This window comes from Edaphobacter sp. FHG110511_03 (genome assembly GCF_059115365.1).
Genome location: NZ_JBZYWL010000004.1, coordinates 102,125 through 115,177, shown reverse-complemented (window position 1 = coordinate 115,177; position 13,053 = coordinate 102,125). Strand labels below are relative to the sequence as shown.

Genomic DNA, 13,053 nt, shown 5'->3' with positions numbered 1-13,053 from the left:
GTAACCCGTAATCGCACCACTTGTCGTCGTTCTTGTCCCCCTGTGCATGAGTGGGGCCGGCGTTGAAGTTCACTGTGCATTCATGCGGGATGGAAGCAAAAGTGAACCAACGCGTTCACTCAAAACGCGGGGACGGGACGCGTTAGCGGCGACTGCGCCGGTCTCGATCAAGATCTCAAATGGACGGATGATCCGTTGGGTGCTCTGGCATGCTCGAGGACAGGCTGCATCAAACCAGGATCGAGGAGAAAGTCAGCAGCTGTCTGGGTGCCTGCCATGTTAAAGCCGCCGACCAGCCTTCGCATAGCAATCGGGGTACAGCGCAGTGACGTTCTCGACATGGTCCTAATCGTCGCATCATTCGCGATTGCCCGATTTACTATCTAGCCTCGTTTTTTGGCATCACTGACCTGTCACATTTGCTGGAGCAGCGGTGCTTCTACGCACTCCCGTTGGCAACCTTACCGGGGTGTCATCGTTATGCGCGATTTTTTGGAAGATGGAACTTCAATTTGCGCACACATGCCGAGTAAAACATGCCCTTCAACGGACGTAACTTTTAGCTGCTTTCTCGGGTTCATCTGCGGAAAGCACCTTGCAAAATCGTATTCGAGTCGCGAGTCTTGGACTTTTGTGGAGTAGTCAAGCTGCTGAAACCGACGGTTCCCGGGAAGTGAACTTCAGACAAATAGCTATTTCCTCCCCTTCGACTGAAGACGAGAAATCCAAGTTCAGCAGGGAGAAAACTATCTTGGGGTCTTACGGTGATGTATTGTTTATTTCCGGTCTTTAGATTAATCACGGACATTCCAAATGCGTCCGGTGCCAGATTAAACTTGTATGATCCCGCTTCGAAATGCAGATGGTTCACTGAAAAGTCGAACGGAATACTAGCGATGAACTCTCGCCCATCCAGGGCGTGCGCTAAGGAAGTGAAGAGCGGAGCGGAGACCACGATGGCTGCGGCGAGGGTGCTTTTGAGGGTTATGTTAGATTTCATGAGAACCTCCATAGATGCACCGATTTTGGAGCGCTGCATTTTTTGCAGCTTGTGCATCTCTCATCTCACTTCATCAGTACGGCCCTCTGAGTGCGATAAAAATTGGTCAAACATTGAAAAGATACGTAAAGCCAGTACTGAGCCCCCACTGCATTTCCTGCATTGAAAAACGTCGTATTGAGGAAGTCTCGAAGGACTTGTGACGTCGTGAAGACCCCCGCGCTAGCTTAACAGCGAGGGAAAAGCTCGTGGCTACCTCGATCAGGTCGTCAGTGGTAGGAGAATGTGCACCGCTAGGCCATGCGGCGTGGCGTTTGCGGCATAAACTTCGCCGCCATGCATGCGGATGGCGCGTTTGGTGATTGCAAATCCGAGACCTGTTCCGCCTGTTTGTCTGTCGCGTTCAGTTCCGACGCGTTTAAAATGGCTCAAAAAAAATTTGCAGATCTTCTGATGGAACGCCGAGCCCATGATCGCGCACAGTAATCTTTGCGGAAGATCCCATATATCGTAGATGGCTTCGATCGTAAAGCCTTCTGGTTGAAGCCGCTCACTGAGCAATCGGCAAAGCTCTACATCATCGTCGATGATGAGCACGCGATCCTGTTTCATCTCTAACCCCCCGCGATCCTATGCTAGATCAACTTTCTGTACGGAGTACCAGCTTTACAAAACTTTGCATGGCTTGACCGTTCTTTATGGCACTCGCTGTGTCTGATTGTTGGAATGGGGTTGAAGTGAAGGGACAACCCGTTATGAAAAGTAGAGTGTTCATCGTTGCAACCGTTCTGATTCTGCTCGCCGGTTTATTTATCGCTCACGCAGAGACACGTGGTTGGTATAGAGGATTTTGGGCATAGAGGATGGCGCCATAGTCCTATAGGCTACGTGGCGAGAGAGCTTGATCTGACTGACACCCAAAGACAACAGAGTCGAACGATATGGGAAGGTGATCGACCAACCCTGTCTAAGCTTGCGAAGCAGTTTGCAGAAGAGAACAGGGACTTGAGCGCCGTGACTGCAAAGGGGCTGTCAACGAAGCCGAAGTGTCAAGGATCGCAGGCTTGCAAGGCGAGACATTGGCGCAGCTAATCGTAGAGAAAGAGCACTTGAAGACAAAGATATACGCGGATGTTCTCAGCTCGGTGCAGCGAGGTAAAGCGGATATGCTGCTGTCACGTTGGCAATCGCACCTGGACCACTTGGGATCTGTGACGAGATGATGATTGTGTAATATCGCCAATGCACTTATGGATTCCCACAAGGTCAAATCGTCCGCGACTGTCGATTAACGGGGTTATATAAAGTTACTCTTCCGCCATGATTTGGCTGGTCTGCAAACTTCATGTGTACAGACGGTTCACCCAGAGCCATGTCTTTCGTTTCTGACGCGTTCAGGCTTCACAACGGAATTTGTAAAAATAAAGTCACTAACCCTGCGGCCCAGAGCACGAGCGCGCTGCCCAACCCGACTACGACCCGGCGCACATCAATGCCGCCGTTCTCTATTACGCCAGGCGAGAATGCCGCGACGACGCATATGGCGCATTGCGTTCCCGCCACCCAGCGGAAGAGCGACATATCTGTTGCTTTCCATAACCCCATGAAATGAACCCAACGACTAATCCAATCGCGGCCAAGAGAAACTGCTGAAGGGAAGATGCCTTAGCGACCATACCGCGATGCCGATACCCGCCGCCTCGAGGGCGACAGCCACCCCGTACACCTGCCCACGAAAGGCAACAGACTTGCGCCGTGCGGGAAGCATCACCAGAGCTGCGACGAGGGCAGCTGAAATTCCAATGCTGAGTCCCACGCCCCACACATTCCAGGGGCTGGGCAGCGCGATCGCCCCTGCAATTCCCCAGACGCAACAAAACGCGACACCCACTGCCACTCTGATGCTCCCCCAATTCATATTGTCATCTCGATGGCCGTCCGAACGAACTCACTAATTCCAGTTTGAATATAGGCTTCAAATTCTCGTTAAATTCGTTGACAGGAAGCATATCGCGGTATTTGCACAAGCTCAATTGACGCGGAGCCGATGCCGGGGCGGATCACAGGCAAACCGGAAGTAATTCTCGATTCACAAGAACAGGGCGAGTCACTCATCGAGACATCTAGAGCGATTGATATCTTCGGCAAAATGCTGAATGATCGGCCTCTCGGACAAATGCCGGTCCGTGAATTTTCGCATCCGAGCGCTACGCGCAGAGAGCAAAGGCGCTTCGGCAGAATCATCGTGAAGGTTTCCTTTTCAGCAAGAACACAAATTCGGAAAAGAATCTTACCTACCTGCGGACATTTAATATCTATCTCCGCGAAAGTTTCTCCATGAACGAGTTGAAAACGGGTTAGACCCTCCCTCGGTAGTGACATTTTCGGGAAGATTGAGCGGGGTTGAACATATGGATTCATGGCCGCGAGGCGAGCGAGTCTTTATTTTTTTCAAAATCGTTCGATGAAGAGGAATAAAAGTTCTGGTCGAAAGTTGTTACTAGCAGAAAGATCATATTCAACGGCTGAATCTGTTTCAGATAACGGCCTTTACAAGGAGATTCAAATGGGCGCGATCGCAGGATTACTGGGCGGTATGTCAGGCATGGGAGAGATGGGTGGACTTGAGCAGGCCGCGGGCAGTCTGGAGCAGGCCGCGGGCGGATTGGAAAAGGCCGCTGGCGAACTCCTGCAGGGCGTTGGCGGATTGGAGCAGGCAGTTTCCGGCATGATGGGCGGAGGCCAGGGCCAAGGCCAGTCAAGTGGCGCAGGTGCTACTGGAGGTCAAAGCGGTCCACAGGGTCTTGAGCAAGAGCTTTCTCAGGCATTGCAGAAGCTTTCTCAGGAACTGCAACAACTGACTGGCGGGCAGCAGGGTGGGGGAGGTCAAGCTTCCGGATTGGGCGGTGGACAGGCGGGAGGCAGTGGACAGATAGCGGGAGGCAGTGGACAACCCGCAGTAGGCAGTGGACAGCCTACAGGTATCTCCGGCAATGCGGCTGCCGAGATGCCCGACCTCATGAACCTGGAGGTCGATTCGGCAGGAAATGCGCCGAGCTCTCGCCCGTCGCACGTAGGTGGCGATCTCGATCGTCTGCGCGGCGAGGTCCAAGATCAGATGAAGGACGGCAACATCAGTACGCAGGCCGGATCAAAGGTTTTGGAAGACATCGGCAGCGGAAATGTTAAAGCAGTCGAGCAGGATCTGTCCGGCACTTCCGGATCTACTGCCGGTGTGGACAACATGAGCGGAATTGAAAAGGTTCTGAGTGGTAACGGCGGGGCATACTAGCGAAATAACAAGAGTGGATGAGATTTTCCGAAGTCTCATCCACTAATCAATAAAGCAATGCTTACTCGTCGTCAGGCCGCTCTCACATGGGAACATCGTCGGCCACTTTCGAGAGCTGCCACGTGCCGACGGCGCGGAACCGGAGCCAGCTCCCGCGGATTCAATGAGCTTCCGAAGAACGCGGATTATTTTTTCCTTGCCTGTGTTGTAGTCAGTGCAAGCACGTTCCGGCCATAACACCCGGAAGCAACTTCGAGGGGGAATCGCTACATGGCGACTGGCAAACAATTAGCTGCAGACAAAAGCCAGGCCAAAAACCAGGCGATAGAGAAGTGGCGGCGGGCTCGTCCTCTTGCTAAATGGATAACAGACGAACCCAAACCGATTGCGGAACTACTTCCCCTTATGGTGAGCGTTCTGGAGGCCATCGCGAAAGCCAATGTGACGGAAGCGCGTTTCTGCAGTCTGAATCCGAGCAAGATCCTCGTTCGCGAAGACCAAACTGTTCAGATCGCAACGCACAAGCCCTTCGAGCTTGGCAAGACATTCGATTTGGACTCTGCGAAGTACACCTATCCTGAATTTTTCGGAGAGGTAGCGCCTGGAACACCTGTAGGAGCGAATGCCTACATCGCCGGCTTTGTTTTTTATGAGCTTCTGCTGGGCCGCAAGCTGTTCGACGCGCAGTTCAAAGATGTAGAGAAGAACAGCAATCTAGGCTGGCTCACTTGGCACACGGACGTAACGAAACACGCGACCTCTTTGAATGAGATGAATCGGTATCCAGCGTTCATCTGTAGGATAGTCGACCGGATGATCGAGAAAGACCCGAAGAATCGGCTGACAGATATAAATGGCATCACGCGCCTGCTCGGAAGCGTTTCGAACGCCACAATGGTTTATAAGGTGGTCCGTGATCCCTCGCCCGCGGGAGCCTCGGGCATAATTGCGGCTACCCCCAGCAACGAGCCGCGACTATGGCTTGCCAACCTCGGGCGACAGAGATACTGGACGTCGCTCTGGAAACACGTTGCGCCGAACGAGCCTCAGCTGCGCCAGCGCAGTATCGAGGAGCTGGAGCGTATGTTCCGAGCTGTCGAAACAACGTTTCAGAAACTCTTATCGATTTTCAGCTTCAGCCAGTCAGCAGCACGAAAGACACGTAGCTAGCGACTTTCCAACCTCTGCGACACATACACCCAGTCGTTGAGCAATGTGTATAGCAACAGGACTTGATTTATGGACCCAATTCTTACTAAAGCAGTAACTCCCACGGTCAGCGATTCCTTCAACGGGACAGGAGGAACACAGCTTCCAAAGGATGGCGCTTCGCAATTCGACAAGATAAAGGCGCAGCTCCAGGACACTGCTGACCAGTTGAATTCCCACGCGTCGCAATCCGTCTCGGCCGCTGCTCCTACGCCACCGGCATCAGTTGCTTCGCTACAGCCATCATCGACGGCAGTACAACCTGCTGAATCCGTTACGAGGATTACCACTGGAACAGCGCAAACAAAGAGCATCAATGGCCTTTCTTCCGGGGCAGAAAAGGTGCAGCAAACTATGGCAACGGGACGCTATCACCTGGATCGCGTCCAGACGACAGTGAAAGCTAACTCCTCAACCGGAACGATGAACAAAGTGAAAGGTAAGTTGAACAGCATCGAGGCCCAGTACAACCAGCTCGATGCAACCCTGCAGAAGATCTCACCGAATGCATCGCCGCAGGACTGGCTGAGATTGCAACAAATGGCCAATAGCATGAACGAGAACATCAGTGTGCTTTCCAAACTGGTCGACTCAGCCTCCAGCGGAGTCAAGACGATTCTGCAAACTCAAATCTGATCGGATGTAAGTATGAAAAAACACCTGCTGTCCTCATCGTTCTTGCTCGGTAGCGTTCTGTTCCTTACGGGGTGCTCAAAGCAGCTTGATTCTGGCCTCAACGAGTATGACGCGCAGCAAATTGTTGTTCTACTTCGCGAAAACGACATCAACGCCTCGCTCCAGCTGGACCCAACCGCCAAGAAAGATGCGGCAACTTGGATCGTGAGCGTACGTGGCCGCGACGACACACTTATCCGTGCATGGAAACTCCTCCAAGAAAACGGACTCCCGCGGCAAAAAGTAAAGGGGCTCGACAGCGTGTTTCAAGATGCGGGTATGATTCCTACCGCGTCGCAGGAAAAGGCTCGCTTTCTCTCCGGTCTCAACGGCGAAATCACCCGGACTCTGGATTCTCTCCCCGACGTAGCGGACGCTCGAGTGCAAGTGGTTTTACCTGAAAACACTCCCCTACTCGACAAATCGCAGCAGGCGCAACCCACAGCTTCCGTACTGCTCCAATACCGCAGTGAAACCCCTCCGCTCAGTGAATTGGAAGTCCAAAACCTGGTCGCCAAAAGTGTCGAAGGACTCACGCCGAGCAACGTCGCCGTGATCTACAAGAAGGTCACGATCCAGCCCATCCCAACCGAGATACTTGGTCCGTTATCTTTGAGCAGATGGATGGAAATTGCCGCTGTTTTTCTCACGATTGTGGCTGCAATCATATCTCTTTTGGTCACATCCGTGAGCAAGATTCGCAAGCGGAAGATTCAGAGCCTCGAGAAGCAGCTTGAGGAACTGAGAGGTGGCACCGCAAAGCAGAAGCAAATAGCTCCCGCAAAGGCGTAATCAGCAATGGATGCATTTGTTTTCGCTCACGCGTTACTCCTTTACAAAGCGGACTCACGCGTGGACATCCTCGCGTTGCTGCCTATCAAAAGCCGGGACGCGGTCGAGGCAGAACTAAAACGGATTGGGGATTTTTCCTCCGAACAAGTGCGTGGAAGTCTCCGCGCGCTTCGGGAGACGCAAGCCGCACGTGAACTTAAAAAGGCTGAAGATAAGTTCGGCTTCCCTCTCAAGCATTCCTCGCCACGCCTCATCGCGTGGCTAACTCGACCGTTTTAGCGAAAGGACGAAACACAGTGTCCGCAAACATCATCAAGGCGAAACTAGGTACGGGTCTGCCTCTCACCTCCCGTATTCCCAAAGCCCTATCGGACGCTTCCGAGCAAGCGAAGGAGACTATTGCAAAAGCACGCGATGAAGCTGAAGAAATCGTTCGTGCTGCGCATCTCGAACGGGAAGAACTGATCACGGAGAGTAGGCAGCAAGGCTATGCGGATGGCCTGGACAAGTGGCACAATACTCTCGTCGAAGCCTGGAACACTCGTAATCGTTACCTTGCAACAAATGAAACTGTCGTCGTGCAGTTGGCAATGGCGGTAGCGCGCAAAATTGTCGGTGAAACAGCAAACATCGATCCCACCGCAGTTCTGCAAAGCGCCCGCGAAGCAATACGTTCCGCGCGCGGTGAACAGAAACTCAGGCTGCGAGTCCGCCCTGAAGATGAATCGATCGTGCTTCAGCAGACGATCGAGCTGAAGCGCTCCAACTCTGAGATCGGCGAGATTCAAGTCGTCGTCGACGAATCCATAGCCTTGGGTGGTTGCATCGTTGAAAGCCCTTTGGGCACCATCGACGCCCAATTTAACACGCAACTCCAATCGTTGGAGCGCGCAATTTTGCGAGGTACTGATGCCGGAAGTCTCAGCGTTTAGCGTCGCTCCGTATCTGGCCGCCATCGACAAGTGCACCCCATTTGTCGTGAAGGGGCGCGTGAAAGGGCTTGTCGGACTCCTCATCCGTGCCACCGTACCTGACGCCTGGATAGGTGAGCTTTGTATGATTCATAATCACCGATCGGCAACGCCTCTCAAGGCCGAAGTCGTCGGTTTTGAAGATGGCGACGTGCTATTGATGCCGCTTGGGCCGCTCGTGGACATCGGCCCTCAGAGCGAAGTCCTGCCTACCGGCAACTATCTGACCGTCAAGGTGGGCGACGAATTGCTAGGCCGAGTGCTGAACGGACTCGGCGAGCCCATGGATGCGGAATTCAAGGGGCCGCTCCTCGCAAAGGAAGAGTACGCCGTCTACCAGGAAGCCCCTGACCCGATGCACCGAAATCGCGTGCTCAATCCCATTTCGGTCGGTGTACGAGCCATCGATGGACTGTTGGCATGCGGTGAAGGACAACGTATTGGTCTCTTTGCAGCCGCCGGCGTTGGAAAAAGTACCCTCCTCGGCATGATTGCAAGGAATACAGAGGCCGCCGTCAACGTTATTACTCTAGTGGGCGAACGTGGACGAGAAGTACGAGACTTCCTGGAACAGGATTTAGGCCCTGAAGGATTGAAACGCTCCGTGATTGTTTGCGCGACCTCTAATGAATCGTCGCTCGTACGCCTGAAGGCCGCGTACGTAGGCACAGCTATCGCAGAATACTTCCGTAACAAGGGGAAAAAGGTCATGCTGATGATGGATTCCGTCACACGTTTCGCACGTGCACAGCGTGAAGTAGGCCTCGCCTGCGGAGAGCCGCCGGCGCGGGCAGGCTACACACCTTCCGTATTCGCCGAGCTCCCACGCCTATTGGAACGAGCAGGCAACTCCGATCGCGGCTCTATCACAGCTTTCTACACGGTGCTTGTAGCCGGTGACGACATGAACGAGCCAGTCGCCGATGAAGTACGCTCGATCCTCGACGGCCATATCGTCATGTCTCGCGACCTTGCGGGAGCCGGTCACTTCCCTGCGATAGACGTTCTAGGCAGCGTAAGCCGTGTTATGAGTGCCGTTAGCACGAAACAGCATCGCGCGGCTGCAACTGCAATGCGAGGCGTGCTCGCAACCTACAACAAGAACAAGGACATCATTGCCCTCGGTGCCTATCAAGCAGGCAGCGACCCGAGGATCGATGATGCAGTTCGTCGAATTGACAGCATCAATGACTACCTAAAGCAGGCAACAGACGAGTCCATGCCGCAAAGCGAATCTGTTGAGAGACTCTGCGATATGTTCGCCAACTAGCGATGCCATTTGTATTTCGATTGCAGGCGCTTCTCGATCAGCGAATCGATCTGCGAAAACAAGCTGAAGACGAGTTGAAGGCAAGAGAGAATGAGCTCTCGGCGGAGAAAAAAACGCTACAAGAACTGGAACAGGCGGTAGTGATGACAGTCGCGCTCTATCGCCGCAGACGAACAGAGCGTTCGAAATCTGGAATGAGTCTAGGCGTACCGATTCTCATACAGAATGATGCACTGATCGGACTCGAGATGGATGTGCAGGAAGCGCGTTCTGCCGTTCTCTCCCAGCAGATCCTGGTGGACCAGGCGCTGGAACTTGTCAAGAAAGCAAATGTAGTCCTAACCTCTCGCAGGGTTGATGAAGAGGTTCTGGAGAAGTACCGGCAAAAGGCCAAAACCAGATTTGAGCATGAAGAGAACTACAAGGAAGAACTCGAACAGGACGAGATTGGTAGCGTCATTTACCTGGGCAAGCGAGCACGGACATGATTATTACGAATCAAAATACGGTAGACCCTCAGCTGACAGAAACCCAACAACAGCGACAGGAAAAGAAGGATGTCCAGAGATCCTCGGATCGCTTTGAAAGCTTACTGGACAGCCAGAGGAAGCAACAGCAGCAGTTTGACAAAGTTGCGGAGAAAGCGGAAAAAAAACAGGCGTTGGAGCTCCGGAATAAAGCCGGGTTTGCTCCTTTGGCTGGCTTAGGAGAGGCCGCCAGTGGCGTCGATTCGTCGTCGAGCCGTCAGGTCGCGGCAGGCAGTATCACCAAGCCCACTCCCACGATTCCACCTGATATCCAAAAGCTCGCCGAGGAATTCGGCCATCAGATCCAACTTCATCAACTGGGTAACAACACTCAGATGGTCGATATCACATTTCATTCAAAAACGCTTCCGGGACTCAAGGTGCAGATTCAACAGTCGAAGGGACAGTTAGCCATACGCTTTCTGTCGCAATCAATTAGCACCACACAGCTTCTCGCAAAACACACTGCCCGTCTGCGGGAAGCACTCGAAAGCAAAGGTCTCAATATCGCAAGCATCATCCTTGCCGGCAGTCGGTACCCCATGAACATTCCAGGAAGCTCCAGTGCCACGATCTGAAGTAAAGCGAAAACCCGAGAAACTGAAGCTGTTCGCCGAACTAACCCGATATTCGTCGGCGCAAGTGGCAGAGAACAATCTTTATCGCAAGTTCTTTGCGGCTCTCCCAGACTGCTCTTCGTGGGCAGAGGACGTTCTGCGTGAATTGTTACCAGTTTCCAGTGGAAATGAGCTTCAGATCACGCTCACAAATGAGCTCAACAGTGAGCAGAAACAAACCCTCGTTTTCACGCAGAAGGAGATATCCATCGGCAGGGCGACAACAAGTGACATTCCGCTGCCTCTGCAATCCATCAGCCGCCATCATGCACGTATTGTCGAGCGCGATGAGGCTTTCTACATTGAAGATCTGCATAGCGTGAGCGGCACCTTAGTCAACCGGCGCAAACTCGATGCTGCGCACCCATGCCTGTTAAGCGTAGGGGATGAAGTTCGAATGTACCCCTATGTCATGCGTATCGTGCCGAATGCCATGTGGACCCGTGACGACACGGTTCGAATTAAAACTCCACCTTCGCCTGTCTACCTGGACTCGGAGACTTTCGTTTCCAGCTTTGGCTCGGATGCCTGCATGTTTGAGGTCAGCATCAACTCCAACACCGGCAAGGCCGCCCTTGCCATCAGTCGCTCGCTGCTCACAGTAGCGCTTGCACGTCTGCTGCGTAGCAGTAAAGAAGCAGGATTAGTCGATGCTGATGGAACCCTGGTAGAGTTCGTGGCCGTCTGTATCCTCGAACGGATGAATCGCACACTGCAGTTCCCTTTCGAATTTTCGCTTTGTCCACTATCTAGGAAGACAGCGCAGCAAGAGTCAGGGCTCATGCTCGAAACTGCTATACAACTAAGCAACGAACATGGATATACGCGCCTCTTCCTTCCCAGGAGTGTGTTGGAAAAGCTCGCACATGAGCGCACAAGCCTGCCACTTTTCACCAGGACTCTTCTGTCCTGGGAGCTCTTGTTGTCCATTGGCTCCGTGACGCTGGGTGCAGGCGAGATACACCAGGTAGAACCTGGCGACACGCTGATCTATACGCCAGCATGTTGTCTTATCCTGCCCCCCGAACAAAGATCCGGAGCTACGCACAGGGGCTGGCAGATGAGCAGGAGCGAAGAGGAACCGTTCCACTTTGCTGTTCAAACATTTCACAAATGGGGTTTAGAAATGCCGCAAGAAAAGAAATTGCAAGAGCAAAATATCAAAGCGGGAGAGGTCGATCTATCGGCGCTTCCAGTCCACATCCATGTTGTGCTGACGCGCGTCGAGATGAGCTTGAACGAACTGGAAACACTCTCTGCCGGCAGCATCATTCAACTCGATAACGAAACTAACAGCACAGTTCAACTAGCGAGTGGAAATACCGTGATTGGCTCCGGTGAGCTCGTAAATATTGACAGTGGACGAATGGGTGTGAAGATCACACATTGGCGGGAACAGTAGATGACAGCTTCGTTTGTTCTGCAACAGACTGTGCCCCTTGGCTCCCTCTGGGGAGACTACGTGAAGACAATGGCCTTACTAATTGGCATCTGCCTGTTTGCTGTCGGGGCTCTGAAGCTTCTCGGGCCTCGTCTACGGGCCAATACAGGTTCCTCCTCAGGAAGTATCAGGGTGCTCGCCCGCCAGGCGCTCGAACCCCGGAAAAACCTATATGTCGTGCGCGCCGAAAACACAACCATGCTGATTGCTACAAGTGGCGAATCCATGCATTTTATGACGCTCCTTGAACAGACGGATTTCCCCGAAGAACGGCCAAACGAAGTCAACTTGCTCGCAAATGCACCCATGTTTCGGAAACTTACCCAACTTGTGAAAGATCGTTAGGCAGCGAAGATATGACACCGGACTCGTTACCCAATCCAGTTGTAATGGTCGTTATTCTCGGCTCGTTGGCCCTTGCGCCATTTGTGCTGGTCATGCTGACCTCCTTCGTCAAAATGTCGGTCGTTCTTTCCATGTTGCGAAATGCGCTGGGAACGCAGAACGTTCCACCGAACCAGGTCATCACAGGGCTGGCATTCGTCCTGACGTTTTTCGTGATGACCCCAGTCGTGAAGCAAATGTACAAGGATGCGGGATCAATCGCAGGCACGAAGGACATGATATCCGAGGCAAGCATAAAGAGTGTCTTCGACGCCGTTGGGCGTGGCAAAGAACCTTTGCGGCGCTTCCTCATCAAGCATGCTCACAACGAAGATCGCCTTCTCTTCGTAGAACTTGCTCGGCGTCTGGATGAATCATCGCATTCGCAGTTGAACGGAGTTCCCGCGACGCCCTCGCCATCAACTACAACCAACGCTCCTGTCGGCTCAACGGCTTTGACCGTCACACCTGTGGCTCAGGTAGCCGTCACAAACACCGCACCTGGCTCTCGCAATGCAGCGGCGCAACTCTCTTCGGTGCAGACACCAAACGTGTCTGCATCACAACCGGTGTCTTCGGTCCCCTTTTCGCAAGAAAAGTCGCCGCTTTCGAAAGATGACTTCCAAGTCATCATCCCTGCGTTTGTCACAAGCCAGTTGAAAGAGGCATTTCAGATTGGCTTCCTGATCTTCCTGCCGTTCATCATCATCGACATGGTTGTCGCGAACATCCTGCTCGCCATGGGCATGAGCATGCTTTCTCCCAGTGTTGTCTCGCTGCCATTCAAGCTCCTGCTCTTTGTTCTTGTCGACGGCTGGTTCCTTATTGTGCGAGGACTTGTCCTCAGTTATGTATAGACCGGAACGGAGCGAACT

14 protein-coding genes are annotated in these 13,053 nt (G+C 53.1%); 11 read left to right on the top strand and 3 right to left on the bottom strand.

Annotated features, from left to right (window positions below; genetic code table 11):
* Positions 1-577: 577 nt before the first annotated feature.
* The 3 genes from AC5S26_RS17500 to AC5S26_RS17490 all read right to left on the bottom strand — a co-directional run bounded on the left by AC5S26_RS17500 (position 578) and on the right by AC5S26_RS17490 (position 2,897).
* Positions 578-1,057: a hypothetical protein gene (locus AC5S26_RS17500; protein WP_494186215.1), complete on the bottom strand. Its 480-nt coding sequence runs from the start codon at positions 1,055-1,057 to the stop codon at positions 578-580.
* Between the two features lie 204 nt (positions 1,058-1,261).
* Positions 1,262-1,612: an ATP-binding protein gene (locus AC5S26_RS17495; protein ID WP_494186214.1), complete on the bottom strand. Its 351-nt coding sequence runs from the start codon at positions 1,610-1,612 to the stop codon at positions 1,262-1,264.
* A 1,009-nt stretch (positions 1,613-2,621) separates the two neighbouring features.
* Entirely contained in the window at positions 2,622-2,897 is a 276-nt protein-coding gene (locus tag AC5S26_RS17490; protein WP_494186213.1) for a hypothetical protein, read from the bottom strand.
* A gap of 669 nt (positions 2,898-3,566) precedes the next feature.
* Here AC5S26_RS17490 and AC5S26_RS17485 point away from each other — a divergent pair.
* From AC5S26_RS17485 to AC5S26_RS17435, 11 genes are all read left to right on the top strand, one after another.
* Entirely contained in the window at positions 3,567-4,292 is a 726-nt protein-coding gene (locus AC5S26_RS17485) for a hypothetical protein (protein WP_494186212.1), read from the top strand.
* Between the two features lie 270 nt (positions 4,293-4,562).
* On the top strand, positions 4,563-5,462 hold the full coding sequence (locus AC5S26_RS17480) for a serine/threonine-protein kinase (RefSeq protein ID WP_494186211.1): 900 nt from the start codon (positions 4,563-4,565) through the stop codon (positions 5,460-5,462).
* 69 nt (positions 5,463-5,531) lie between these two features.
* On the top strand, positions 5,532-6,137 hold the full coding sequence (locus tag AC5S26_RS17475) for a hypothetical protein (RefSeq protein WP_494186210.1): 606 nt from the start codon (positions 5,532-5,534) through the stop codon (positions 6,135-6,137).
* Between the two features lie 12 nt (positions 6,138-6,149).
* The gene (locus tag AC5S26_RS17470; RefSeq protein WP_494186209.1) at positions 6,150-6,968 is read left to right on the top strand and encodes a hypothetical protein; all 819 of its coding nucleotides are present in this window, start codon (positions 6,150-6,152) and stop codon (positions 6,966-6,968) included.
* A gap of 296 nt (positions 6,969-7,264) precedes the next feature.
* Positions 7,265-7,900: a FliH/SctL family protein gene (locus AC5S26_RS17465; protein ID WP_494186208.1), complete on the top strand. Its 636-nt coding sequence runs from the start codon at positions 7,265-7,267 to the stop codon at positions 7,898-7,900.
* Complete coding sequence (gene sctN, locus AC5S26_RS17460; RefSeq protein WP_494186207.1) at positions 7,878-9,209, top strand: type III secretion system ATPase SctN; 1,332 nt, start codon at positions 7,878-7,880, stop codon at positions 9,207-9,209. The genes AC5S26_RS17465 and sctN overlap by 23 nt, the downstream gene beginning before the upstream one ends.
* Positions 9,210-9,211: 2 nt before the next feature.
* Entirely contained in the window at positions 9,212-9,697 is a 486-nt protein-coding gene (locus AC5S26_RS17455; protein ID WP_494186206.1) for a flagellar export protein FliJ, read from the top strand.
* Entirely contained in the window at positions 9,694-10,314 is a 621-nt protein-coding gene (locus AC5S26_RS17450) for a flagellar hook-length control protein FliK (protein ID WP_494186205.1), read from the top strand. The genes AC5S26_RS17455 and AC5S26_RS17450 overlap by 4 nt, the downstream gene beginning before the upstream one ends.
* Positions 10,301-11,755, top strand: coding sequence for an FHA domain-containing protein (locus AC5S26_RS17445; RefSeq protein ID WP_494186204.1), 1,455 nt, complete (start codon positions 10,301-10,303; stop codon positions 11,753-11,755). The genes AC5S26_RS17450 and AC5S26_RS17445 overlap by 14 nt, the downstream gene beginning before the upstream one ends.
* A 69-nt stretch (positions 11,756-11,824) precedes the next feature.
* Positions 11,825-12,139: a flagellar biosynthetic protein FliO gene (locus AC5S26_RS17440; protein WP_494186658.1), complete on the top strand. Its 315-nt coding sequence runs from the start codon at positions 11,825-11,827 to the stop codon at positions 12,137-12,139.
* A gap of 44 nt (positions 12,140-12,183) precedes the next feature.
* Positions 12,184-13,035, top strand: a complete 852-nt coding sequence (locus AC5S26_RS17435; protein ID WP_494186203.1) for a hypothetical protein — start codon at positions 12,184-12,186, stop codon at positions 13,033-13,035.
* Positions 13,036-13,053 lie beyond the last annotated feature (18 nt).

Bases quoted from the DNA above. Each gene is read 5' to 3' on its own strand.
- AC5S26_RS17500 (WP_494186215.1), bottom strand. From the start codon at position 1,057: ATGCACAAGCTGCAAAAAATGCAGCGCTCCAAAATCGGTGCATCTATG.
- AC5S26_RS17495 (WP_494186214.1), bottom strand. From the start codon at position 1,612: ATGAAACAGGATCGCGTGCTCATCATCGACGATGATGTAGAGCTTTGC.
- AC5S26_RS17485 (WP_494186212.1), top strand. From the start codon at position 3,567: ATGGGCGCGATCGCAGGATTACTGGGCGGTATGTCAGGCATGGGAGAG.
- AC5S26_RS17480 (WP_494186211.1), top strand. From the start codon at position 4,563: ATGGCGACTGGCAAACAATTAGCTGCAGACAAAAGCCAGGCCAAAAAC.
- AC5S26_RS17475 (WP_494186210.1), top strand. From the start codon at position 5,532: ATGGACCCAATTCTTACTAAAGCAGTAACTCCCACGGTCAGCGATTCC.
- AC5S26_RS17470 (WP_494186209.1), top strand. From the start codon at position 6,150: ATGAAAAAACACCTGCTGTCCTCATCGTTCTTGCTCGGTAGCGTTCTG.
- sctN (WP_494186207.1), top strand. From the start codon at position 7,878: ATGCCGGAAGTCTCAGCGTTTAGCGTCGCTCCGTATCTGGCCGCCATC.
- AC5S26_RS17455 (WP_494186206.1), top strand. From the start codon at position 9,212: ATGCCATTTGTATTTCGATTGCAGGCGCTTCTCGATCAGCGAATCGAT.
- AC5S26_RS17450 (WP_494186205.1), top strand. From the start codon at position 9,694: ATGATTATTACGAATCAAAATACGGTAGACCCTCAGCTGACAGAAACC.
- AC5S26_RS17440 (WP_494186658.1), top strand. From the start codon at position 11,825: ATGGCCTTACTAATTGGCATCTGCCTGTTTGCTGTCGGGGCTCTGAAG.
- AC5S26_RS17435 (WP_494186203.1), top strand. From the start codon at position 12,184: ATGGTCGTTATTCTCGGCTCGTTGGCCCTTGCGCCATTTGTGCTGGTC.